The organism is Fibrobacter sp. UBA3629 (assembly GCF_002374005.1).
GTDB lineage: Bacteria > Fibrobacterota > Fibrobacteria > Fibrobacterales > Fibrobacteraceae > Fibrobacter.
Window position 1 is genome coordinate 68348 of the sequence record NZ_DFLC01000035.1, and the last position, 22764, is coordinate 91111.

Sequence of the window (22764 nt, forward strand, 5' to 3'; positions counted from 1 at the left end):
ATGCCCCGTACACCTCATACAGTCATCCCCGCGAAGGCGGGGATCTTCGCTTTCAAAGGTTTCGTCTTCGCCGCTCTTTCTGCCATTTGCTATGGCACGAACCCACTGGGTGCTTTGCATTTATACGCACAGAATTACTCGCCGGAGACGGTCCTCTTTTACCGATTTTTCACGGCGGCGATTCTCCTTTTTGTGGTTATTCTCGCGAAGGGTTCGCATTTTAAAATCTCGTTTCGCGAGTTCCGTGCTCTTGTCGCGTTCGGATTCCTCTTTGCAGTGAGTTCGCTTACATATTATGCTTCGTTCAAGTACATGGATGCGGGGCTTGCTTCAACGCTATTGTTCCTTTATCCGCTAGAAGTCTCGGTGCTCATGGCGGTGTTCTTCAAAGAGAAAATCAAGACCTGGACCATCGTTTCGATTGCGGTCTCTATGGCTGGCGTGGCGCTCCTGTATCGCGGCAGTGACGGTACCGCGCTTAGCTCGGTGGGGCTTGCACTCGTTTTTGCGTCTTCGCTCTCGTATGCGATTTACATGGTGATGGCAAACCGCATCAACCTGCAGATGGGGGCGGTGAAGATGACGTTTTACGCCATCTGTTTCTGCCTTCTCTTCTTGTTGCTTTATTCGGTAACGCTCGGTTCTGGCCTCCCGCCGCTTTTTACGCAGGCAAGTTCGTGGGGCTGGGGCTTTATGCTTGGCCTCGTGCCGACGGTGCTTTCGCTTATCTTCATGGTCAAGGCCGTTAAAATCATCGGCTCCACGCCCACGGCAATTCTTGGCGCTTTGGAACCCGTGACCGCCGTGACGATTGGCGTGACTGTGTTTGCCGAAACGCTGACGACGCGCATCATGGCTGGCATCGCCTTGATTCTTGTGTCTACCGTGCTTATAGCCATCAAGCGAAAATAGCGTCTGTAATTAATTTCGCGACCACTTTTTACTATATTCCCGAACATGCAGACAACCTGTTCAAAATGCAATAAGGAATTCAATGACAAGGTGGGAATGTCCCCCTTGCAGAGCAACATGGCTATCCGCGTGCGCAACAGGGTAGGGAACATCTGCCCCGAGTGTCGCGAGGAAATTTGCAGGACGCGTCGTGGATGGTGGAAGATGTTTTTTTACGACCTGAAGGTCGCCGCACTCTGCTTCTTGATTCTCTTGCCGGTGTTCCTGCTGTTTGCTGCGCTGACTGCGTTTCTCGCACTATATGTGCTGTAATCTAGGCTTGGCCTCAATCGGGTAAAAAAGTATAAAAACGAAAACGCCTCTCTATTGAGAGACGTTTTTCGCGGGATAGACGAGGCTTGAACTCGCAACCTCCGGCGTGACAGGCCGGTGCTCTAACCAAAATTGAGCTACCACCCCAAATCGTTTCCGATTTTCGGTAGTGGGCGATAACGGATTCGAACCGCTGACATTCTGCTTGTAAGGCAGACGCTCTGAACCAACTGAGCTAATCGCCCGAAATTTTAATCCTGCTTGTCCTGCTTTTTGCCGGTCCAGAGGATTCCGAGAGGAATCACGACTACGTAGGCAACGACCAGGATGAGAGGAGCAACCGTGAGGCTTACCGGATTATCTGCCGGGCCGGTGGCGAGGCAAAGGAATCCGATTGCGAGCAGTAAAACGCCGATTGCAATAAGAACAAAATTCTTTTTATTCAACATTTACTACCATCCTTTGGGTTACGTGCCAAATATAAAAATATTTCGCTTGTTGTCAAGTAAAAACGCGCTTTTCACACGAAAAAGCCCGGTTTTGTCCGGGCTGCGTTTCGTTTAGTATTCGTTTGGTACCAAGGGGGCGGGGGGCTCGGCGGGCGCCGCAGGCCCGGTCGCCGGTTCGGCGTTTGTCTCGCTATTGCTTGGCGAAGGACCCTTGTCCCAGACGCTTTCACTTTCGGAGAGTGGCGAAGTGTCCCATGGACTCTTCTGCCCTGACGGAGATTCTGTTTCCGAGTAGTTCCTGTAGTTGATGGGAATGAAAACTTCGTCGGGGTATGCCTGATACAGGTACAGCGAAGTGAAGTAGGTGCAGAAGCCCCAGAGCACGCTGGCGGTCGTCATTTCGCGGCGGATGGACTTGCTGCCCACGATTTTGCCGTTCTTGACGAGTTCCAAGTCTAGAGTGTGCGGACTTCCTCGCTGTGAAATCTTGCAGTCCTGGCTACTTTCGCAAAGAAGTGCTCCGTTGCCGTACACTTCGTAGTTGCGGCCATCTGCAGCCATGATTTTTGTCTGGCTGAAGAAGCAACCGCAAAGGCTAAGCGATGAGGCCAGGCAGGCTACACATAAGAACCTGCTTGCGTACTTCATTAGAACCCGTAGCCCAGTTTGAGGTTGAACATGAATCCCTGGAAGAGCTTGCGGGACTTGCTGGGCAGATCGCTGTCGCTATCCCAGCTGTCGTATTTGTTCCATTCTTCGTCGGTAATCTCATCCTTGGGTTCTGCCAGCTTGTAGAAGTTGACGAAGTACTTGGCTTCGGCGAAGAGGACGATGTTGCTTGCGCGGTTGAGCATCACGCCGCCGCCGACGAAAGCTCCGATGCCGGATTTCGAATCCGAGTAGCTCTTCTTCGTGTCTTCTTCGGTCGTCTTGTAATCTTTAATGGAAGAATCGTAGCGTGAGACCTTGGAATGGACCGTAACGTCGGTATTGTAGTCGACGGCCGAGTAGTTCATACCGCCACCGATGTAAGGAGCAATAAACTTGCGGCCGAAGGCGTAGTAGGCGGAAATGGCGAAGTCTAGGTAGTTGTAGCGGGAATCGTCGCTCATGCCCCAGAAGTTCGCATCAAGGCCGATGAGGAAGCTCTGGGTGTCGTACATGCCGAATATGTTGAGACCGGGAGCCATGTCGACGGAGGGGGAGAGCGGAACCATGCCGCCAAGGCCCAAGCCGAAGTAGGAATACGCTTTCATGCGCTTGGGCTGCTTGGTTTCGTTCTGGGTGACGTTATAGATGTCCTGCTCGTTGGTCGCCTTCTGCTTTGTGCCGATGGTGCGGGCCACGCGCTGGATAATCGGGTCGAAGTCATCGGGGTTTGCTGCCTTGAGGCGGTCCTGCCAGATAGGTGCTTCGCTTCCGGTATTGTACAGCTTGAAGGACAGGATTACGTTTTCGCCCAGGCGGGTGAATTCGGCAATGAGGATCTTGGAGCAACCCTTGGATACGGCCTTGTTGTTGAGGGTTTCCGGCTTGCTGATGTCGACACTGTCTTCGACGGTTCCTTCAATGAGAATGAAGCGGCCGTCGTCTTCAATGTAGGTCTTCATGAGCTTCTGGGCTGCAATGCCGTAGTCGCTGTGGATGTTCGTTGTGCCGACTGGCGGCATGTAGACTTTTTCTGCGGCGGTCGCATAGGCTGCGAAAATAGCGGCAGAAATCAAGATGCTTCGAATGAACTTTTTCATGGTGTTCCTCCTTGTTTATGCATACAAAATATAAAAAAAAACGTTAAAAGCAAAGGCCTTTCCTATGGAACGGCCTTTTTGCTGATTTGTGTGCGAAAAATGACGATAAAATGCGCCATTTAGGGGTTAATCTTTTATTTTTTCCTTGTTTTTTTGCTTTCGAGCCATTCGTCGAAGGTGATGCTGCGGTCGAGTACACCGTTCGGCGTGAGTTCGAGCACGCGGTTTGCGACCGTTTGCACGAATTCGTGGTCCTGGGAGCAGAAGATAATCGGGCCCTGGAATGCGGTGAGGCCGTTGTTGAGGGCGGTAATCGCTTCGAGGTCGAGGTGCGCGGTCGGTTCGTCGAGCAAGAGGCAGTTTGCGTTTGCAAGCATCATCTTGGAGAGCATGCAGCGCACCTTTTCACCACCGGAAAGAACGTTGGCACTCTTGAGGGCTTCTTCGCCGGTAAAGAGCATTCGGCCGAGGAATCCGCGGATGAAGGTTTCGTCTTGTTCCTTGCTGTACTGGCGCAGCCAATCCACGAGGGAGAGGTCCGTGCCGAAGTAGGCATCGTTGTTCTTGGGGAAGTAGCTGTAGCTGATGGTGTTGCCCCACTTGAGTACGCCATCGGGTGCCTTGGTTTCTTCGGCGATGAGCTGGAAGAAGGCGGTCTTGAGCGTGTCGTATTCGCCGACGAGTGCTACTTTGTCCCCATTATTGAGACTAAAGTCAAGTCCCTTGCAAATAATTCCGTCACCGCCGTCGATGGTCGCGTTCTTGACTTCGAGTACGATTTTGCCCGGTTCGCGGTCCATCTTGAAGTTGACCCACGGGAACTTGCGGCTCGATGCCGGCATTTCTTCGACGGTCATCTTGTCCAAAAGCTTCTTGCGGCTGGTGGCCTGCTTGGCCTTGGCGGCGTTACTGGCGAAGCGGCGGATAAACGCCTTCAATTCTTCAATCTTTTCTTCGGCGCGGCGGTTCTGGTCCTTTCTCTGCTTCTGGGCGAGCTGGCTAGCTGCATACCAGAATTCGTAGTTACCGCCGTAGATGTTAATCTTGCCGTAGTCGATATCGCAGGTGTGCGTGCAGACCGCATTGAGGAAGTGACGGTCGTGGCTCACCACGATCACGATGTTTTCGAAACGTTCGAGATAGTCTTCGAGCCAGCCGACGGTTTCCAGGTCAAGGTGGTTTGTCGGTTCGTCGAGCAGGAGAATGTCCGGGTTGCCGAACAAAGCCTGCGCGAGGAGGACGCGGATTTTCTGGCCACCGTCGAGGTCTGCCATCAGGTTGTAGTGCAAATCTTCAGGAATGCCGAGGCCCTTCAGAAGCACGGCCGCGTTGGAATCGGCTTCGTAGCCGCCGATTTCGCCGAAGCGTGTCTCGATTTCCATGGCCTGCATGCCTTGTTCTTCCGTCATTTCGGGGAGCGCATAGAGTTCGTCGCGCTTCTTGCCGAGTTCGTAGAGTTCGGGGAAGCCCATCATGACTGTTTCGAGGACGGTATTCTGTTCGTAGGCGAAGTGGTCCTGCTTGAGGACGGCGATGCGTTCGCCCGGGTCCTTGGTGACTTCGCCGGTGTTGGGTTCGAGTTCGCCCGAAAGGATTTTAAGGAACGTGGACTTTCCGGCGCCGTTGGCACCGATGACTCCGTAGCAGTTGCCGCGCTTGAAGGAGAGGTTCACTTCCTTGAAGAGGACGCGGCTACCGTATTGAAGACTGACATTGGAAACGTTGAGCATGTATTATATATAAATGATAAATGGGGTTAGGCTTGATTTGCTTTTTCAAGTTCGCGAGCGTTGATGATGAGCATCTGCAGGCGGTTCTCGATGTTCGCGAAACTGGTGTCCGGGTCGTAGTCGAGCGAAAGAATCTGCACGTGCGGGCAACGCTCCTTCACGGCCTTGGTGAGGCCGCGGCCACTGATGTGGTTTGCAAGGCAGGCGAACGGCTGCAAGATGATGTAGCTGTTCACGCCATGTTGCGCATTGTACAGGATTTCGCCCGGGATAAGCCATCCTTCGCCGGTGTTGTATGTCGGGTCGATGATGTCGGTGACATAGTCCTTGAGCTCGTAGCAGTCTGCGTGGTGTTCGTAGAGCTTGAACTTGTGCATGGACTTGCGGGCGGTTTCTACGGCATGCGTGTAGACCTTCGCCGTCACGCCGCCTTCCACGCGGTCCATGAGCGGGTTCGCCGAGAATCCGCGTTTGATTTTTTCGCTACGTACGACTTCGTCGACGCGGAAGAAGTCCGTCATGCCCGGGAGGTAGACTTCCATCCCGTTGTTCATGAGGTATTCTTCCACGAACCCGTTTGCACTCGGGTGGTAGTTCATGAGGATTTCGCCAAGTACCGCTACGCGGGGCTTACGGATTCCGCGTTTGCGATCTTCGGTAATCTCGACACCATTGAACGCTTCGATGCACTGCTCGAAGACCTCGATGAGCTTGGAGGGGCGCACCAGCTGCGTGGTGGTGAGGTGACCTGCCACGGCGATAACCTTCGGCATCCACTCGTCGTAGACTTTTTGCGTGTCGCCCTTGTTGACTTCGTAGGGTCGCAGGGCTCGGTACATGGTCTCGATGGCATCCATCGTGACAAGGCCCCACAGCATGTGGAGGCGGAAGTCGAGCCCGAGCTGGAAGCCCGGGTGCATGCCTTTGTAGTCCACGCCGGTTGTGATGATGGTGACGTCCTTGAAACCGGCCTCGTCGAGGGCCTTACGGGCGAGTACCGCGTACTGCACGGCACGGCAGTTCTCGCAGTTCTTTGCAAGGCACATGGAGACAGCGTTCTGCGGCACATCCGGGTGATTGACGAGCCACTTCAGGGCTTCGCCGATGTTCACCTGGCAGGGGAAGCAGATATCGTTGTGCACGAATTTTTTGCCGAGCTCGATGGCTTCCTTGTCGGCCACGGGCAGGTATTCGGCGATGTAGCCTTCGCGCTTCATGTACTCGCTCGCGAGCACGGTAAATGCAGGAGAGAGGTTCGGCGTGAGGATACGGCGACGCTGCTTGTCTTCGGCGACGAACGGAGTGTGGTATAGCGGTTCGTGGCTTTCGGGCTTGTCGGGGAGGTTTGCCGCACGGCGTGCCTTCACCGTCTCGATGAAGCTCTTGATGCGGATGCCCACGGGGCCGCGGGCGTCGCCCTCGTCGAGCTTGAGCATGAGCATTTCCTTGTTGGAATCAAGGTGCAGCATGCGCATCATTTCGTCGGTCAAAATTGAGTCGTGACCGCATCCGAAGCTCACGATTTGCGCGAGTTCGATGTTCGGGTCCTTCGCCGCAATCATGGTGGCTCCAATCATGCGCAAGTGGAAGGTGTTCTTGATTTCGATACGGGTGTGGCTCGGCACATCCTGGTCGTACACGCCCGGGAGCGATTCGGTGGTGAGCACCGGGATGCCCATGGCGGTAAAGTGGCTCGCGATGTTGTGGTTGATGAGCGTATCCGCATGGTAGGGGCGGCCCGCAATCACCACGGCAAAACTGTTCTTCGCGCGTACGTCGTCGAGAATCTTCTGGCCTTCTTCCAAAAGGGTCGTGCGGTAGCTGTTGAGAGCCTTCTCGCCTTCGGTCACGGCCTTGTCCAGGAGCTTCTTGTCGAGTTTCCAGTGTTCGTGGAACCAGTCTACGGTCTGGCTTCTGCGGAGCTTGGTGTTGAACCAGTGGAAAATCGGCTGGTCCATGGGGACGCCGTAATTCTTTTCGGGCTCGTCGGTGTTCTTGCAAACGTTCGGGTAGGCCTGCACCACCGGGCAAACGGATGTTGCCGTGAACTTGGTGTGGTCGCTCGGGATGGCAACCATCATCGGGAAGAAGATGCGGTCGACCTTCTTTTCAATGAGGCTGAGCACGTGACCGTGTACAAGCTTTGCCGGGAAGCACACGGTGTCGGAGGGCACGCTGTGGAGGCCCGCTTCGAACATCTTGTAGTCGCTCTGGCGGCTTACCACGACGGTATAACCGAGGCTCGTGAAGAACGCCTTCCAGAAGGGGAGGCTTGCCCAGAATTCCAGCACGCGCGGGATACCGATGGTCTTGCCCGTATTCTCGACGAGCTTTGCCGGGGCGTAGTCCTTGACCAACAGCTGGTTCGTGCGCTTGATCATGTCGGGCACGGAGAGCATCTTCTTGTTGATTTCGGCGATGAGGGCCTTCGTCTTCGGGTCGTTCGGGTCGGCGGTGACCTCGCCACGTTCGCAGCGGTTGCCCGTCACGAAACTCTGGCCGTCACTGAACGTGACGATGGTGCGGGAGCAGTGGTTGGTGCAGTACTGGCAGAGCTGGCCCGGCTGGTTGTGCCAGCTGAAGGTCTTCATGGCCTCGAGGCCGATAAAGCTCGACTTGAGGTCCGGATTTTCCTTGCGCTTCTCTTCCATGAACTTGCGGGTGAGGAGCGCGATACCGATAGCGCCCATTTCGCCCGGACGTTCGGGACGGATGGGCTTGAGGCCGGTGTACTGCTCGAAGGCGCGGAGGACCGCGTTGTTCTTGAACGTACCGCCCTGCACCACGACCTTCTTGCCGAGGGTGTTGAGGTTACGGATACGGATAACCTTCGTAAACACGTTGTTGATGATGGAGCGGCAGATACCCGCGATGATGTCTTCGGGCTGCTTGCCGTCGCGCTGTTCCGTGATGATGGAACTGTTCATGAACACGGTACAGCGGGAACCGAGCTGCGAGGGGCTTTTTGCGTTGAACGCGAGTTCCGCAATCTTTTCCATCGGGATGCCGAGGCTGCGGGCGTAGGTTTCGATAAAGGAACCGCAACCCGAGGAGCAGGCCTCGTTCAAAATGATGCCGGTGACGACGCCGTCCTGCACGGAGATGGCTTTCATGTCCTGGCCGCCGATGTCGAGGATGAAGCTTACGTCGGGGCACAGGCGCTGGGCGGCGTTCGCGTGCGCGACCGTTTCCACGGTATGGTAGTCGGCATGGACGGCCTTTGCGAAGAGCTGTTCGCCGTAGCCGGTGGTGCCCACGCCCAAAATGTTGAGCTTGCAGCCGTATTCCTCGTAGCGGTCGGCGAGCTCGTTCATGGCGCGCTTCAAGACGGCGAGCGGTTCACCGTCGTTACTGGCGTAGAACCCGTCAATCACGTTGTCCTGCTCGTCCAGGAGCACGAACTTCGTGGTGGTGGAACCTGCGTCGATACCGAGGTAGGCGTTGATGGTCGAACCCGAGGCCGGCTGCGGGTAGTGGTTGTCGGCCATCTTGTGTTCCTCGAGGAACATCTTGTATTCGGCTTCGTTCTTGAAGAAGAGGTCGGCGGCGGCCTTCGCCTTGTTTTCGGCCTGGCGGACTTCGTTGAAGTGCACCAGGGCGTCGAGCGAGCCTTCCATGCGGTAATGGCATTCCTGGCCCGCGAACATGGAGCCGAGCGAGAGGGCTGCACCCATGGCGACGAGCACTTCGGAGTGTTCCGGCACGATTGCCTGCTCGTCGTTAATACCGAGGCGTTCCTTGAACGCGCGTACGAGCGTCGGGTTGAACGTGAGCGGGCCGCCCTCGAAAATCACGGGCGGTTTGATTTCCATGCCCTGGGCAAGGCCACCGATGGTTTGCTTCGCGATGGCGTGGAAGCTCGAAAGGGCGATGTCTTCCTTGGCGATGCCGTTGTTGAGCATCGGCTGGATGTCGGTCTTCGCGAACACGCCGCAACGGCCCGAAATCTCGTAGACCTTCTGGCCGCGCTTGGCGAAACCTTCGAATGCTTCCGTCTTGATGCGGAGGAGTTCGGCCACCTGGTCGATAAATGCGCCGGTACCGCCCGCGCACACGCCGTTCATGCGCATGTCGCTTGCGATGAGCTTGCCGGTTGTCTTGTCCTTTTCGAAGAAAACGACCTTTGCGTCCTGGCCGCCGAGTTCGATGGCAACGCGCGATTCGGGATAGGTGGCGCGCACGGCGAGGGCGTTTGCCACCACTTCTTGCACAAAGAAGGCGTGCGTGGCTTCGGCGAAGGGCTGGCCGCCGCTACCGCAGAAGGCTACCCTGAAATTTTTGTCCGGGAAGAGCCCGTGGGCTTCCCGCAGGACCTCGTAGACCTTTTTCGCCTGCATGGCGTTGTGGCGCTGGTATGTGTAATGCAAAAGCTTGTTGGTCTCGGGATCGACGACCGCAATCTTCACGGTGGTGGAACCTACGTCCACGCCGACCCACAAATCATTCTTCAAATTGCTCATAGTGGTCGTAAAGATAGAAAAAATGGGGTGGGGCTTATAGGCAAACGGGGCCGTTAAATGCCCAAATTCGCAAAAAAAAGAAAATTGAATTTTTTGTTGACATCTGCTCGGGCTATTGTTATTTTTAACGAACAAATTCACAAACTTTTCATGAGGAGAATATCTATGAAGAAATTGACAGTACTTGCAATAGCGCTTGGCTTTGCTTTTGTTCCTTCGTTCGCCCAGTACGACGACGAGAATTACGGAGAAACCCCCGCTGAAACCGAAGAAAGCAGCTACTCGACTGAGGAATCCACCCAGGCTGAACCCGCCGAAGAAGCCGAGACCGCCGCTCCTGCTGCGGAAAAGTCTTCTGACGATACCGACTACAAGAAATTCCGTCTTGGCGGTCATATCGGCGTCGGCTTCGGCGGTCTTGGCGATCTTTCTGCCATTGGCGGCTATGTGGGCGGTTCCCTCCGTTACTACATCAACAAGCAGTTGGCTGTCGCTCCCGAAGTGAACTTCATCTTCCGCTATTTCAGTGAAACCACCGACCGCGCTCCCGTTCCCGGGGCTTCGGGTTACGAATACGAATTTGAACAGGGCATCTCGCAAATCCTCATGGACGTGCCCGTGCTCGCCCGTTTCGAACCGCTTTCGTTCCTCTACGTGGAAGGCGGTCTCCGTCTTGCGTTCTGCCTTGCTGACATGTACTCGTCGCAGTACAACTACTATGATTCCTACGGCAACGAGACTGACGCCTACGCAAGCGCTCTTGTCGCCGCCGAAGACATTGAGACCAGCGGCGTTTATGTATCGCTTGTTCTCGGTGCCGGTGCGCAGTTCCACCAGGGTGGCCGCGACATGAACGTCGGTCTCCGCTTCATGTACGACTTCAACGGCGTAAGCGATGCTGTTGAAGACAATCCGAGCGCCTGGAACATCCAGCTTTCGCTGACCTACCTCCTCTAAGATAGGTCTCGCTGAACGGCAAGTCGGCCCGGCTTCTAGCCGGGCTTCTTGTTTTTTAGCGGGCTTCTTTTTTTATATTTCGTCCTGATGAACTACTTGGCTCTAGATTACGGAGAACATCGCGTCGGGGTCGCTTTTGCCGATTCCGAGCTACGTATGGCATTTTCACGCGAAACCATTGACCAGAAGACGACAAACTTGTTTGTACGGCTCGATGAACTCGTGAAGGTGAACAAGATTGATGCGTTCGTGGTGGGAATGCCGTATCACCCCGATGGCCGTACCGACGGCAAGAACGTGGTTGTGGAAAAGTTCGTCGAGGATTTGAAACTGCGGTTTCCGGGCCTGCCCGTGTACACGCAGGACGAATCTTACTCCAGCGTGCAGGCGCAGGAAAAGACTTCTTACTTTAGCAAGAAGAAAAAGCAAAAAAATAAGGCGGTAATCGACCAGTTGGCCGCCGCCATTATTCTGCAAAGATGGTTGGATGAGAACGGTTGAAAATAACGGTCGGGTTATTTTTTCTTGCGGGTCTGTTCCACGTAGGTTTGGTATTTTTTCTTGTCGGCCGCTTTACGAATCGGGGAGGCGTTGGCTTCGAATTGCTGGTGCAGTGTGGCCCAGAATTCGGACGGGTCCTTGTAGAGAATTTTGAGAACGTTGTAGAGGTCGAAACTGATTGGGGTCTTTTCCCCGCGTTCCCACTTGCCGATGGTGATTCGAGTAACGCCGGAATGTAAGCTTATGTATTCTTGAGTAAGGTTGAGTTCGCTTCTTCTGGCTTTAATAATTTTAGAAAGTTCCAGGTCAAAGGCCTTTTCTTCATCGTTCTTCAGTTTCATGGTAGAACTATTTAAAAAAAAACAACTAGCGGTTGTGAAAACATAAAACAGCATGTTGTGAACACAAGTTTTTGCTAATTGCCTTTTCCTGTAAACACTGAATTACAAAATATGTAAAACCAAGACCACATGTTTACAAAAAAAGGTGATTTTCCGTGAGGAAAGAAGATTTATTCTGCTTTTTTTCTATTTTCCACTCCAAAAACAGGAGTTTTTATGTCTGTACAAGTAATGGTAAATGGAATTCCGGGCAATATGGGCCGTATTGTGGCCGAAACTTGCGTTGCACGCGGCTTGGAACTTGTCCCGTATTCGTTGACGGGTGAGATTATCGTGGAAAACGAGGCTGAGGTGGCGGGGAAGACCATCCAGCTCTTGAAGCCGAGCAACCGCGAAGAACGCATTGGCGAGGTACTGGCCAAGTACCCGAAAATGATTTGCATCGACTACACGCACCCGACGGCTGTAAACGACAACGCCGCATTCTACGTGAAGCACAAGATTCCCTTCGTGATGGGTACTACCGGCGGTGACCGCGAGGCGCTTGCGAAACTCGTAGCCGAAGCGAACCACCCGAGCGTGATTGCCCCGAACATGGCCAAACAGATTGTCGCCTTCCAGAGCATGATTGAATTCTTGGCGAAGGAATTCCCGACGGCGTTCAGCGGCTACAAGCTCTCCGTTGTGGAAAGCCACCAGAAGACGAAGGCCGACACGAGCGGTACGGCGAAGGCCGTTGTGGGAGATTTCCAGAAGATGGGATTCGATTTCTCCGTCGATGACATCGAGAAGGTTCGCAACGAAAAAGAACAGATGGAACGCATGCACGTGCCCGAGGAATACCTCGGCGGTCACGCCTTCCACACCTACAGCCTCGACAGCGCCGACGGTACGGTGCATTTCGAGTTCCAGCACAACGTGTGCGGCCGCAAGATTTACGCCGAAGGTACCGTGGATGCGGTGAACTTCCTCGCGTGCCACCTTGCAAACGGAACTGCCAAGCCCTTCAGCATGATGGACGTTCTCCGTTCCGGAAAGATGAGGTAAATGCGCTCGTATATCCTCCGACGTCTGCTGCTCATGGTCCCGACGCTTATCGGGATTTCGCTGGTGTGCTTTATTCTCATCCAGCTGTTGCCGGGCGGCCCCGTGGAGGAAATGATTTCGCGTGCGCAGCAGGCTGCCGCCATGAAGGGCGGGGTGGATGCCTCCAAGGCCTTGTCGCCCGACCAGATAGCACAAATCCAGGCGTACTTCGGTTTTGACCAGCCCGCCTGGAAGCGCTACCTGACTTGGCTCTGGAACGTACTGCACCTGGACCTGGGCTCGAGCTACACTTATGGCCTCCCGGTATGGGACGTCATCGTGAGCCGTTTCCCGATATCGCTCTTCTTCGGAATCACGTCGTTCTTCCTAAGTTATCTTGTATGTATTCCCCTCGGGCTCTGGAAGGCGGTGCATCACGGGAGCAAGCTTGATTCACTCAGTTCGGGTATCATTTTCTCGGGCTACGTGATGCCGGGTTATGCCCTGGGTATCCTTTTGATTATCTTCCTTGCGGGCGGGTCGTACCTCGATATTTTCCCGCTGGGGGGCCTCACGAGCGACGACTTCGAGGATTTTAGTTTGTTTGGAAAAATCGTGGACCTCGGGCACCACTTGATTCTTCCGATTTTCTGCTACATGATTAGCGAGTTCGCGTTCCTCACCTTCCTCATGAAGAATTCCGCGCTCGAGGAACTGGGCAAGGACTACATGCGCACCGCTCTCGCGAAGGGCATGAGCTTCAACCAGGCGCTCGTTCGCCATGCGCTCCGCAACGCGCTTATCCCGATTGCCACCCGCCTCTCCGAAATCTGCACGCTCATGTTCGCGGGCGCTCTTCTTATCGAGAAGGTCTTCGACATCGACGGCATGGGCCTTTTGTACTACAATTCCATGGTGAACCGCGACTACAACGTGGTCATGGGCATCATCTTCCTGAGCAGCCTCATGGCCATGGTGGGCCGCCTCTTCAGCGATATCCTCTACACGCTCGTGGACCCGAGAATCAAGTTCTCGTAAAGCCAATGACCAATGACCGATAACTAGAATTTTTTATTTGCTATATTAAAAATCATGAGTAACGAATCCTTGCAAATTTCTCCTGTTATCAAAGACTATCTGCTTTCTCGCTGCTATTCCGAGAATTTTACCGTTTCCTCGATTGCGGGGGCAGGCTCGGGCCGCCAGTATTTCCGCATTTCCGAAGGTTCCAGGTCGTGCGTGTTGCAGGTCTGTGCTGAAGTGAACGATGACTTTAGGCATTTTGTGGATTATTCCAAGACATTCAGGAATTACGGGCTGCCGGTGCCGCAGGTCTACGCTGTCGACGAGACGATGTGCCAGGTACTGCAAGAAGACCTGGGCAAGCGTTGCCTCCTCGACGAAGTGCTGCCGGTCGATCCTTTGCACCGCTCCGGCAACGAACGCATCATCTACCCGACGGTCATCGACGCCCTAGTCAAGTGGCAGGAGGCTAGCCAGTCCATATTCAGTTCCCATACGGAACTATGGATTAGGCGCTTCGATTTTGCTGCCCTCAAGTGGGAAACGGATTACTTTACCGAAAATTACCTGAAAGGCCTCAAGGGTATCAAGGAAATTCCGCAGAGCGTGCGCAATTGTTTCTCGCTCCTGGCCGTGGCTGTAGATGCTCAACCCAAGGTGCTGATGCACCGCGACTTCCAGAGCCAGAACATCATGGTCCGCCCGAATTCCGAAATCGCCTTTGTCGATTTCCAGGGTGCCCGCCGTGGGTCCGCTTTCTACGATATCGCGAGCCTCCTGTGGGATCCGTATGTCTCCTTGCCGGTTGAAATGATTAAGGACTTCTTTGAATATTGGCGCATGCAGAACAAGCGCGTTCAGGCCTATACCAAGGAAGACGCGTGGGACAGCTTTATCCAAGCCAGCTTGCAGCGCTTGATGCAGGCTCTCGGTGCCTACTGCTTCCTCAGCAGGGTCAAGGGTATCCAGAAGTTTGAAAAGTACATCGAGCCCGGTAAAAAGCAGCTTCTCGCGTTGCTTGGCGAATTCAAAAAGATTGTAAAGGCGACCGAGCCCGAGGCCATCGAGTTTATCGAGAAGGCTCTGAACGGCTAGATTTTCAGCGTCGAGAACCATGCTCCCGCTTTATTTTAAGCAATATTCTGCTTCCGAGCCTTTTAGTCGAGCGCTTGGTTTTGCCTATGACGCCCTTGTTCACTCGGGAGTCTCGTTCGATGCGCATGCCGTGTGGAATAGCCTGAGCGAACGGGTTGCGCAGGGGATCTACATGGGAGATGGACTCCTGTTGCCGCATACGCGCGTAAAAGGGCTCGCTGAGCCGCTGGCCGCGTTCGCCGTTTGCCCTGATGGCTTTGCCGGTGTGAATACGCGAGGTAACGAAAGGGCTCAGTTCTTGTGCGTGTTGCTTTCGCCCGCGGAGTCGGCCACGGCGCATACGCTCGTGATTGCGCAGTTGGCGAAAATGCTGCTTGATCCTGAATGGAAAGCGCGGGCGATTGCCGCCAAGAGCGACGAAGAACTCAAGTCCTTGTTCTAGGTTTTGTTGTGGCCTACCATTGCAGGGTGCCGGTGGCGTAAGCGCGGTAACCCTTGTAGTCGCCGAAGTAGCGGGCGTATCCGGCTCGGAAATCCATCCATCCCCAAGGAGAAAGCGAAAGCCTTGCGCCAAGCTCGGTGTATTTCTGGGTGGTCTCGTCGTTCAGAAACTTCTTATCTATGGCATCCTGGGGACCATGTATGTCGTCGATGTTTCCGCCGAATGCGGTGTCCTTTGCCACCTGGCTTGCAAATAGAGTCGCCGTTATGAACTTGTATGAAGCGCTCAGTTCGGTGTGGATTTCCTGGCTGTTGGGTCCGAGGTCGCTGCCGAGGTCTTGCGAGTAGCTGGCATAGGTATAGCCTCCGCCCTTGTGGTGCGTGTAAACCCAGGGCTCGATGCGCGTGTATTCGGAGAACATGTCGAGGCGGACGGGGCCGATGTAGAGGCTGTCGCGGGCGACGCCAATTGTCGCAGCCCACTTGTTGCCCCACCAGCTGTCATCGAACATGCTTGTGGGAGTTTTCATGTCATCCCAGAGGAGCTCGCCGTAAAATTCCCAGTGCGGTATCGTGCGGACGCTCAGGTCGAACGCGAGGGAGATGTTGTCCTGGTCTCCCTGTATGTGTTCCTGGAAGTTGTACATGATGAACGGGATGACATAATTCCATTCGAAGTCGCGGTCGGTGCTGTCGGCATCGGCATTGGGATTGGTGTTTGCGGGTTCCGTTGTAGAACCGTAAATGGCGGTTTCGGAAAGCCCTAGCGTGATGTTCTTGGGCAGGCGCAGGTTGAGCCTATGAGCATGCATGTACTTGCCCTTGTTTTTTACTTCGAACAACTTGGCTGCATATTGCGTATAGTCTATAGGGCCAATCGAGAACTTGTAGCCGAAGTAGGGCGTGGGGGCGGGAATCCACAGTCGGCTCGAAGAATCCTGCCATGGGCGGTAGAACGACCTGTCTCCGCGTAGGATGACATGGTTGTGGCGCGCGGGTCCGAATTCGATGTAGTCGAATCCGGCTAGCAGCGTAAACGGTTTGAGCGTGTAATCGACCTTGGCTGCGAACTGGTCCCACGTGCGCCTGTTTTCGCTCTGCTTGTTGTAAGGGAGGCCTTCGTTCGGATTGTAGAAGTTGTCGAAGATTTCCCTGTTGGTGAAGTCGTTGTTTACGTTGACCTGGGCTTCGAAATGAAAAGCATCCGTGAAATGCCCATCCAGGAAAAGGCGGACTGACATCTCGTTGTCGTAGTGCGTTGGCGCATTCTCGAAGTTCGTGATGGCGACGGAATCGACGAGTTGCGCCCGGATGTTCACTTCGTAGTTGCGTGCGGAGTCGACAAACGTGAAGTGAGCAGGCGTAGGGGGCGCACTTGCTGTTGCGCATATTGTTGCAAGAAGGATGAGCAGGGTTAAATATTTCATAAGCGTTACCATAGAGCCTCCTTGAGGAGGGCTAAGTGATGCTTGACGTAGGCGCGATTTCCCGAACCGTTCTTCCCGAGACAGCGGGGAAGGCTTGCCGCAATGCGGACAAGGCTTCGGCAGAAGCGGAACGATTTTGATAGCAGGTATCCGCGGAATCCGAAATGCTTCTTGAATACGTATTGCTGGGCGCGGTCGTGCTGAAGGGCGCGCTTGAGGTTGCCTTCGGATGAGCCGCCTCCGAGGTGGGTCAGTTCGACTTTGTTGCAGATGAAGAATCGTGCGCCCAGTTTGCGTGCGCGTAGGGCAAGGTCTGCATCTTCGTAATACATGAAAATCCGCTCGTCGAAGAATTCGCCCTCTTTCTGGAGCTCGTCGTAGAGGCTTCTGCCGAGCATCCAGCAGACCCCGCTTGCCCAGTGCGTTTCGGCATAGCCGCCTTTGTATGCAGGCTTGCCCTGCAAGATTCTTGCCGCCAGTGCTTCGTTGCGGAAAGCATTTGTGAAGAAAGGAATGCTCCCGATTCCTTCGGGACCGAGACCCGCAAAGTAGTTGGGCTGTTCGCTTCCGTCGGGATTTTGGACACGTGGAACGACGATGGCGTATTTGTAGGTTTTAATTTGCAGGTCGAACGCATCTCGCAGTTGCGGAATCATTTGGCTGTCGAATCGCGTGTCGTTGTTCAGGAGGCAAATTGCGTCAAAGTTCTCGCCGTCGCGAATGAGAGAGCGGATGGCAAGGTTGTTGGCCCTGCCGAACCCGAGGTTGCCTTCGCATGGGTATACATGGACCGAAGGAAAATTTTTTCTGATGTTTTCTGGAGTTCCGTCTGTGCTGGCATTGTCGGCTACGGCGACAATATAATTTTTTTTGTCTGCCAACTGTGCGGAAAGGTCGCGCAGGCAGTTCTGCGTCATTTCCCAGCCGTTGTAGGTGACGAGGATGATGGCGGTTTTCATTTTCCTGCCTCGCATGATGGAACTAGCTGGTCGAATGCCTGTAGCAGCAATCGGGCTGAATTTTCCCACTGGTACTGATTCAGAATCTCGATGCGCTCCTTTTCCTTGTCTAAGGGAATTTCAAATTCGCCTTTATTGAGGAAGGACTCGATGACGGCGGCAATGGAATCAGGATCATGTGCGTCAAAATAAATTCCGCACCCTTTTGCGATGCTCTCCATGACGGAATCTTTTGATGTGAGTACGGGGGTGCGGCATTTAAGGGCTTCTAGGACAGGCAGGCCGAATCCTTCATAGAAAGAAGGGAATATGACTGCAGCGCTTGTTGAATAAAGTTCCTGCAGTCTTTCATCGCTGACGAATCCGAGGTGGTGGATGTCGCTTGCGATTTTTGAATTCTGGATGAGTTTGTTTTCGCTGCTGTTGTTCCAGCCTTTGGGGCCCGTGAGGTTCAGGGGGACGTGTATTCCCTTGTCTGCCAATTTTTCCAAAGCGACAACCAGGTTCTTCAGGTTCTTGCGGGGTTCCAGGCTTCCGACAAAAAGGAACTGCTTCTTTCTTTCTGCGGGTGGCGGCGGGAGCGCGTTGCTGATGCCGCATGCGATGACCTTGACTTTTTCCATCGGGAAATCTGGCAGGAAATGATGGAGTTCCTGCCGGGTGAAGTCCGAGTTGACTGCGATGAAATCTGCGCACCGGATAGATTTCTCCCCAATGAGGGTGTTGATCCAGCGTACTGAGCGGCGCATGGTTTCGGGATATCGACGATAAACGAAATCATGTACGGTCAGAACTTTCTTGCATCTGGTCTTCCGCAGGGGAATCGTCTGTTCTGGGCCCCAAAAAAGGTCGATGCTGTTTTCGTCCAGCAATTGCGGTAGAACCTTCTGTTGCCATAAGATTCCTGGCAGTTTCTTGAAGAACCTGTTACCAGGATTCGGGCACGCCTTGAAACGGGGATTCGTAAGGGGGTAGTCTATGGGTTGCGGCGAAAAGAGAAAATAATCGTTCTTTGAGTCGATTTCCTGGAGTGCATTGAGCAACTGAGTAAGATAGCGGCCGATGCCACTATTGTTGTAGCGCAAGCACTTTATGTCGATCCCGATACGCATTAGTCTTTACCAAAGATTTTATGGGCGAGTGGAAGCCCTACTGCAGAAAACAGTTCGCGTTTTAAAGTCTTGATGGGCGAGTCTTTTAGGAACAGCTTTCTATGGTGGCGGATAATCCAGGGAAGTTTCGAGAGAACGAGCGGTTTCTGTAGACGAGTTCTGGAAAGATCTATCAGCTCGTTTGCGAACAGAATCTCTGCTTCGGTCAGTTTGAGTCGTTCCCTGTGGGTGAGCAAAGTCTCTACCCAACGGATGCGTTCTTCCAGTGTCTTTCGCATTGACTTGTCCGGAACACCGCCTACGGCATTTGCTCCATGGATGCGGTATTGGATGACGGAAACGTCGGTTGCCGCTATTCCGCCGTTTTTATCGGCAATCATCGCAATCCAGCGGTCGTGAACCGAGACTCCTTCGGGAATAGGGAGTACCGCATCCAGAAGGGAAACCCTGAAAAGCGACATGCAGCCGGTCACGTTGTTGATGCCGGCGATTTGATGCTCGATAGAAATGTGTTTCTCAATTTTTGCGAATTCACGCCAAGAATCGGCAATCTTGTTTCCGTCTCCGTCGATAACTTCGGCATCGCCAAAGACGAGCGAGGTCTTGGTCGAATCGATTTTCTTCTCTAGAACTTCGAGCTTTTGCGGGAGCCAGACATCGTCCTGGTCGGCAAGAGCGATCAGGTCGTCTTCGGTAATAAACTTCTGGGCGAGGGTGAGCGCATGCGAGAATGCGGCACGATGGCCCGTATTTTGCGGGAGCGCTTCGATTTGTAGGGGGAGTGTATCTCTGTATTTTTCAAGAATTTCACATGTCGAATCTTTTGAACCGTCATCGACCGCGATAATGACATCTGCCGGCCTGCTTTGCGCCACGAGAGAATCAAGCATCTTCGAAAGATACTTTTCGCCGTTGTAGGTTGCAAGGACTACGCAGATTCTGGCCATAATCCGAATATAGCAATCTTTGTTATTTGGGCTTATGCCATGCAGTTAATTTTTTTATTTTTATCGATATATGCCCGGCATGCCCAAGATAGTGTTTATTTGCGACAAGAACGAACGCACGAGTTTTGGCCGTTTGACCATGAACTTGCTCGATGCCGTATGCGGAAAGTTCGATGCGCATGTGCTTTGGCTTAAGACACCGAAGTTTTTTCCGGATGAGGTGAATGCGGAAAAATCGGCAAAGATGTCGGTCGCGGATACTCGCGGGTTTACGGCGCACGAGGTATGGGCGAAGTCGCTCTATACGGGATTTTTTGCATTCCGTTCTCCCCTGAAAAAGGTGTTGCGCGAAATTGCCCCGGATATCGTGTTCTTTATCCGTCCGGAACTCGGATTCCTGGTCCCCATGGCAAAATCGGCATGCCCGTCTGCTAAATCGGTGATGTTCGTGCACGATACGTTTGCCGAGACGCTCTACCCGCACAGTGTCAAGTTCAGGCTGTTGAACATGTTCTTTATTCGTCCGACAGTCTGCGCGGATTCTTTTGTCTATAATTCCGAATGGACCCGGGGCGAGGCTGCCAAGTATTTTGGCAAGAAGATGGCTGATGCGCCGGGGAAGGTAATCGGCTGCCCGATTGATTCCGCATTGTTCAATATGCCGGATTCACCCATGACACAGGAAGAACGTGCCGCGTTCCGCAAAAAACATGGGATGCGCAATTACAAGGGCATGTGCCTGAACGTGAGCCTTGACGAGCCGCGCAAGAATATCGATACATATTTCGAAATGGCTCGCCTTCGTCCCGATGTGGCCTTCGTGCGTGTAGGCAAGTTCTCGGAGCGGCTCAGGAACATCGTGAACGAGAAGAAACTCTACAACGTGTTCCATTTTAACGAGTTCAAAGCTTTGGAATTGCGTGAGTTCTACCGCCATGCCGACTTGATGGTTTATCCGAGTTTTCTGGAGGGCTTCGGGCTTCCGCCTATCGAGGCTATCGCTTGTGGCACGCCTGCGGTCGGGGCCGCGACGTCGGCTGTCAGGGAAAACCTTGCTGGCGTATGCCCTCTTGTTGATCCGCCGACCGATGCCGAGGCTTATGCCGCAGTTCTTGACCGCGTGCTTGCTGGCGAAAATGTCGTTGAAGAAACGGCTGCGAAAGCCTTGCTGGAACGCTGTTCCATGGAAAAATTTGCAAGCCGTGTTTGCGAGTTCCTAGAAAAGTTTGTCTAGACTCTCTTTTCTTAGCTTACTGAGAAGGGTTGCTTTTTCGCGTTTTTCTTGCAGGGCCCTGCGGTTGGCCCATAAATGGTGGATGCAACCGGCATGTCGCAGCAGAAACCGCCGTGATTTCCACAGTCCGAATGATTTGACCATGGCGTAGGCAAGGTCGTTGATGTTGCCGTAGGGGGTTCCTGCGGCTGTTCCCGAAGCGACTAGGTAGGGAACGGAAAACATCGATCCTCCGGCATGGAGCATGCGGAAGGAATAATCTGCAAGCTGTTCTTCCGTCGAGAGTTCGTCATCGAATCTGCCGGTGCGCTGGACGATGCGGCGCGAAAATGCTGCTAAATAGGGGTGCGGCGCGGCCACGTATCGGAGCGGGGCGTTTTCTTCGAGCATAGCAATCCCTGTGCGCTTGTCGAACCTGAATCCCGAAAGGAATTTCCCGGTAGTCGTGTCGTGGATGCGCGGGGCGAATGCGTCGACCATAGGAAACGAGGATATTGTCTCGGCGAGGTCGTTCAGGAATTTGCGGTCGATTTGTATGGAACTGTGGGCGAAAACGATCCATTCGGCATCGCTATCTAAAAGCTGTTCGTTAAATCTGTCTGTGGAAAACCACCCTAGAGCCTTGTCCGTGAAGGGAGGCGCCATCCTGTCGCCCCATACAAAAACATCGAACTGCCGCATGGGTCACTCCGCTACAGCCCTACGCGAAGACCGATGCGGTGCTCGAAACCGAGCCCCTGGGCGAGGTAGGAGAAGGAGTAGTCGAGGGAGAATAGTTGACTCGTGTAGCCGAGGCCCGCACTGAGCATGCGCCCGGACTGGGATTCGTCGGGCCTGCTGCTTGCCGAGATGAGCTGCTTGAAGTCGCGGGTGATGTCGAGCCAGGCGCGGGTGAAACCGGCGCGGACGAAGAAGCTTCCGCCAAGAGCGTATTCCCCGCCAAGTTCCAGGCGGGACTCCGCATAACGCGGAAATTCGCTCGCGGCTGTGACTGTGAGCCTCGGAAGGATGACCGGCCTGTAATACCCGGCAATGGTGAATGTCTGCGACATTGGGTAGTAGTCGTCTTGCGAATCGTCGGTGTAGTCCCGAAGGAGAGAACCGAAGTCGCGTGCCGTGAGAGCGAATCCGAATAATTTACTGGACGATTGCCACGAGATGCCCCAGTCGAAGGCGGCGCCCCAGGCAGTGCGGTCGCCCTTGTCGTCGGCGAGAGTTTCGGTTGCGAACTTGGCTGTAGCACCGACGTGGATGTGGGTCATCGGAAACGCAATGGTCGCTGTCGCGAGCTGGCTGAAGGGGTTGTAGTCCTTCCCGGTTTCGTTTCCGTATTCGTCGTAGCCGTTGATTGTTCCGTAGTCGAGCCAGTTGTATGAAATCTGGTAGATAAACTGCTTGTAGGTGGACGTGTAGGAGATGGACCCCTGGTTGTCTGCCATGTCGCCTGTTTGCCAGTGGATTTCACCGATGCGCTTGATCCCGTCCGGCATGCGCAGTGCTGCCGGGTTGATTTGAACGACGGTAGGGTCGGTGGAGGGGACAGCCGCTGCTGATTTTTCGAGGGCCGCGTTACGGGGACTGTCGAAAGTGCTCATGAAAGAGAACACTTCGTTTCCCTGGTCGTCTTGGGAAAAGTATGCGCTTGCACTTGTCGTTGACAACAATCCGCATGCGACAAACGAAATGACTTTACCCTTCAGATTCATGTGCTAAATTTACAAAAAAAGCAAAAAACGAACCGCCGACCTTTACAAAAAAGCGTTTTTTTCGTATATTTGGTCTGCTCGGGCTATTAGCTCAGTTGGTAGAGCAACGCCCTTTTAAGGCGTGGGTCGAAGGTTCGAGCCCTTCATAGCTCAGTGAAAAACCGGTTCCGAATTGTCGGGGCCGGTTTTTTCGTCCTTGCAGACTAAATAAAAAACCGAATGGGTTTGTCTCATTCGGCTTTTGAGTAAGCATTTGTTAGATCTACTCCCACGGCGCTTTCACTTTGTTCAAGCGCGTGTTCACGCGGCTCGGTCATGACAAAAAGCCAGCTTTTTGTCGCGACTCTCGCCTTATTCGAACTCGTTGCCGGACATCATATTCTA

General features: G+C 53.9%; 21 protein-coding genes and 3 tRNA genes. 10 read left to right on the top strand and 14 right to left on the bottom strand.

What is annotated here, in order from left to right; genetic code table 11:
* Both B2310_RS10705 and B2310_RS10710 read left to right on the top strand, forming a co-directional pair.
* Positions 1–912: a DMT family transporter gene (locus B2310_RS10705; protein ID WP_290731360.1), complete on the top strand. Its 912-nt coding sequence runs from the start codon at positions 1–3 to the stop codon at positions 910–912.
* 45 nt (positions 913–957) lie between these two features.
* Positions 958–1224, top strand: a complete 267-nt coding sequence (locus B2310_RS10710) for a hypothetical protein (protein ID WP_290731363.1) — start codon at positions 958–960, stop codon at positions 1222–1224.
* Between the two features lie 71 nt (positions 1225–1295).
* Here the strand turns inward: B2310_RS10710 and B2310_RS10715 are convergent.
* The 7 genes from B2310_RS10715 to B2310_RS10745 all read right to left on the bottom strand — a co-directional run bounded on the left by B2310_RS10715 (position 1296) and on the right by B2310_RS10745 (position 9611).
* Positions 1296–1371 (bottom strand) — tRNA-Asp (locus tag B2310_RS10715).
* A gap of 23 nt (positions 1372–1394) precedes the next feature.
* Positions 1395–1469, bottom strand: a tRNA-Val gene (locus B2310_RS10720).
* A gap of 6 nt (positions 1470–1475) precedes the next feature.
* Positions 1476–1673, bottom strand: a complete 198-nt coding sequence (locus tag B2310_RS10725; RefSeq protein WP_173380743.1) for a hypothetical protein — start codon at positions 1671–1673, stop codon at positions 1476–1478.
* A gap of 111 nt (positions 1674–1784) precedes the next feature.
* Complete coding sequence (locus B2310_RS10730) at positions 1785–2321, bottom strand: hypothetical protein (protein ID WP_290731366.1); 537 nt, start codon at positions 2319–2321, stop codon at positions 1785–1787.
* Complete coding sequence (locus B2310_RS10735; RefSeq protein ID WP_290731370.1) at positions 2321–3421, bottom strand: outer membrane protein; 1101 nt, start codon at positions 3419–3421, stop codon at positions 2321–2323. The genes B2310_RS10730 and B2310_RS10735 overlap by 1 nt, the downstream gene beginning before the upstream one ends.
* Before the next feature lie 134 nt (positions 3422–3555).
* Complete coding sequence (locus tag B2310_RS10740; RefSeq protein ID WP_290731373.1) at positions 3556–5151, bottom strand: ABC-F family ATP-binding cassette domain-containing protein; 1596 nt, start codon at positions 5149–5151, stop codon at positions 3556–3558.
* Between the two features lie 26 nt (positions 5152–5177).
* Positions 5178–9611 carry an acyl-CoA dehydratase activase gene (locus tag B2310_RS10745; protein ID WP_290731376.1) on the bottom strand — a complete coding sequence of 1478 codons (4434 nt, stop codon included), beginning with the start codon at positions 9609–9611 and terminating at the stop codon, positions 5178–5180.
* A 165-nt stretch (positions 9612–9776) separates the two neighbouring features.
* Between B2310_RS10745 and B2310_RS10750 the strand changes: the two genes are divergently transcribed.
* Together B2310_RS10750 and ruvX are read left to right on the top strand one after the other, a co-directional pair.
* Entirely contained in the window at positions 9777–10568 is a 792-nt protein-coding gene (locus tag B2310_RS10750; RefSeq protein WP_290731379.1) for an outer membrane beta-barrel protein, read from the top strand.
* An 87-nt stretch (positions 10569–10655) separates the two neighbouring features.
* Positions 10656–11069: a Holliday junction resolvase RuvX gene (ruvX, locus tag B2310_RS10755; protein WP_173305466.1), complete on the top strand. Its 414-nt coding sequence runs from the start codon at positions 10656–10658 to the stop codon at positions 11067–11069.
* Positions 11070–11083: 14 nt separating this feature from the next.
* Here the strand turns inward: ruvX and B2310_RS10760 are convergent, their stop codons facing one another.
* Positions 11084–11410, bottom strand: coding sequence for a helix-turn-helix domain-containing protein (locus tag B2310_RS10760; protein WP_173380749.1), 327 nt, complete (start codon positions 11408–11410; stop codon positions 11084–11086).
* Positions 11411–11626: 216 nt separating this feature from the next.
* On the opposite strand from B2310_RS10760, the gene dapB reads away from it, so the two are divergent.
* From dapB to B2310_RS10780, 4 genes are read left to right on the top strand one after another with little or no spacing between them, the layout of a single operon-like run.
* On the top strand, positions 11627–12457 hold the full coding sequence (gene dapB / locus B2310_RS10765) for a dihydrodipicolinate reductase (protein WP_173380750.1): 831 nt from the start codon (positions 11627–11629) through the stop codon (positions 12455–12457).
* Positions 12458–13474 (top strand): ABC transporter permease subunit, encoded by a 1017-nt coding sequence (locus B2310_RS10770; protein ID WP_173380751.1) that lies wholly within the window; start codon positions 12458–12460, stop codon positions 13472–13474.
* 54 nt (positions 13475–13528) lie between these two features.
* Positions 13529–14554: an aminoglycoside phosphotransferase family protein gene (locus tag B2310_RS10775; protein WP_173380752.1), complete on the top strand. Its 1026-nt coding sequence runs from the start codon at positions 13529–13531 to the stop codon at positions 14552–14554.
* Positions 14555–14573: 19 nt separating this feature from the next.
* Positions 14574–14996 (top strand): PTS sugar transporter subunit IIA, encoded by a 423-nt coding sequence (locus B2310_RS10780; protein ID WP_173380753.1) that lies wholly within the window; start codon positions 14574–14576, stop codon positions 14994–14996.
* A gap of 13 nt (positions 14997–15009) precedes the next feature.
* Here B2310_RS10780 and B2310_RS10785 read toward each other — a convergent pair whose 3' ends face one another.
* From B2310_RS10785 to B2310_RS10800, 4 genes are read right to left on the bottom strand one after another with little or no spacing between them, the layout of a single operon-like run.
* Positions 15010–16434, bottom strand: coding sequence for a capsule assembly Wzi family protein (locus B2310_RS10785; protein ID WP_173380754.1), 1425 nt, complete (start codon positions 16432–16434; stop codon positions 15010–15012).
* On the bottom strand, positions 16428–17381 hold the full coding sequence (locus B2310_RS10790; RefSeq protein ID WP_290731389.1) for a glycosyltransferase family 2 protein: 954 nt from the start codon (positions 17379–17381) through the stop codon (positions 16428–16430). Before B2310_RS10790 ends, B2310_RS10785 begins: the two co-directional genes overlap by 7 nt.
* Entirely contained in the window at positions 17378–18493 is a 1116-nt protein-coding gene (locus tag B2310_RS10795) for a glycosyltransferase family 4 protein (RefSeq protein WP_290731392.1), read from the bottom strand. Before B2310_RS10795 ends, B2310_RS10790 begins: the two co-directional genes overlap by 4 nt.
* Entirely contained in the window at positions 18493–19440 is a 948-nt protein-coding gene (locus B2310_RS10800; protein WP_290731395.1) for a glycosyltransferase, read from the bottom strand. Before B2310_RS10800 ends, B2310_RS10795 begins: the two co-directional genes overlap by 1 nt.
* Positions 19441–19519: 79 nt before the next feature.
* Here B2310_RS10800 and B2310_RS10805 point away from each other — a divergent pair, with 79 nt between their 5' ends.
* The gene (locus tag B2310_RS10805) at positions 19520–20674 is read left to right on the top strand and encodes a glycosyltransferase (protein ID WP_290731398.1); all 1155 of its coding nucleotides are present in this window, start codon (positions 19520–19522) and stop codon (positions 20672–20674) included.
* Here B2310_RS10805 and B2310_RS10810 read toward each other — a convergent pair.
* Complete coding sequence (locus tag B2310_RS10810; protein ID WP_290731401.1) at positions 20657–21355, bottom strand: hypothetical protein; 699 nt, start codon at positions 21353–21355, stop codon at positions 20657–20659. The genes B2310_RS10805 and B2310_RS10810 overlap by 18 nt on opposite strands.
* An 11-nt stretch (positions 21356–21366) precedes the next feature.
* Positions 21367–22380, bottom strand: coding sequence for a hypothetical protein (locus B2310_RS10815; protein ID WP_290731404.1), 1014 nt, complete (start codon positions 22378–22380; stop codon positions 21367–21369).
* An 80-nt stretch (positions 22381–22460) separates the two neighbouring features.
* On the opposite strand from B2310_RS10815, the gene B2310_RS10820 reads away from it, so the two are divergent.
* Positions 22461–22533 (top strand) — tRNA-Lys (locus tag B2310_RS10820).
* The last annotated feature ends 231 nt before the right edge of the window (positions 22534–22764 follow it).

Coding starts and splice junctions, on each gene's coding strand:
- B2310_RS10705 (WP_290731360.1), top strand. CDS start 1: ATGCCCCGTACACCTCATACAGTCATCCCCGCGAAGGCGGGGATCTTC.
- B2310_RS10710 (WP_290731363.1), top strand. CDS start 958: ATGCAGACAACCTGTTCAAAATGCAATAAGGAATTCAATGACAAGGTG.
- B2310_RS10725 (WP_173380743.1), bottom strand. CDS start 1,673: ATGTTGAATAAAAAGAATTTTGTTCTTATTGCAATCGGCGTTTTACTG.
- B2310_RS10730 (WP_290731366.1), bottom strand. CDS start 2,321: ATGAAGTACGCAAGCAGGTTCTTATGTGTAGCCTGCCTGGCCTCATCG.
- B2310_RS10735 (WP_290731370.1), bottom strand. CDS start 3,421: ATGAAAAAGTTCATTCGAAGCATCTTGATTTCTGCCGCTATTTTCGCA.
- B2310_RS10740 (WP_290731373.1), bottom strand. CDS start 5,151: ATGCTCAACGTTTCCAATGTCAGTCTTCAATACGGTAGCCGCGTCCTC.
- B2310_RS10745 (WP_290731376.1), bottom strand. CDS start 9,611: ATGAGCAATTTGAAGAATGATTTGTGGGTCGGCGTGGACGTAGGTTCC.
- B2310_RS10750 (WP_290731379.1), top strand. CDS start 9,777: ATGAAGAAATTGACAGTACTTGCAATAGCGCTTGGCTTTGCTTTTGTT.
- ruvX (WP_173305466.1), top strand. CDS start 10,656: ATGAACTACTTGGCTCTAGATTACGGAGAACATCGCGTCGGGGTCGCT.
- B2310_RS10760 (WP_173380749.1), bottom strand. CDS start 11,410: ATGAAACTGAAGAACGATGAAGAAAAGGCCTTTGACCTGGAACTTTCT.
- dapB (WP_173380750.1), top strand. CDS start 11,627: ATGTCTGTACAAGTAATGGTAAATGGAATTCCGGGCAATATGGGCCGT.
- B2310_RS10770 (WP_173380751.1), top strand. CDS start 12,458: ATGCGCTCGTATATCCTCCGACGTCTGCTGCTCATGGTCCCGACGCTT.
- B2310_RS10775 (WP_173380752.1), top strand. CDS start 13,529: ATGAGTAACGAATCCTTGCAAATTTCTCCTGTTATCAAAGACTATCTG.
- B2310_RS10780 (WP_173380753.1), top strand. CDS start 14,574: ATGCTCCCGCTTTATTTTAAGCAATATTCTGCTTCCGAGCCTTTTAGT.
- B2310_RS10785 (WP_173380754.1), bottom strand. CDS start 16,434: ATGGTAACGCTTATGAAATATTTAACCCTGCTCATCCTTCTTGCAACA.
- B2310_RS10790 (WP_290731389.1), bottom strand. CDS start 17,381: ATGAAAACCGCCATCATCCTCGTCACCTACAACGGCTGGGAAATGACG.
- B2310_RS10795 (WP_290731392.1), bottom strand. CDS start 18,493: ATGCGTATCGGGATCGACATAAAGTGCTTGCGCTACAACAATAGTGGC.
- B2310_RS10800 (WP_290731395.1), bottom strand. CDS start 19,440: ATGGCCAGAATCTGCGTAGTCCTTGCAACCTACAACGGCGAAAAGTAT.
- B2310_RS10805 (WP_290731398.1), top strand. CDS start 19,520: ATGCCCAAGATAGTGTTTATTTGCGACAAGAACGAACGCACGAGTTTT.
- B2310_RS10810 (WP_290731401.1), bottom strand. CDS start 21,355: ATGCGGCAGTTCGATGTTTTTGTATGGGGCGACAGGATGGCGCCTCCC.
- B2310_RS10815 (WP_290731404.1), bottom strand. CDS start 22,380: ATGAATCTGAAGGGTAAAGTCATTTCGTTTGTCGCATGCGGATTGTTG.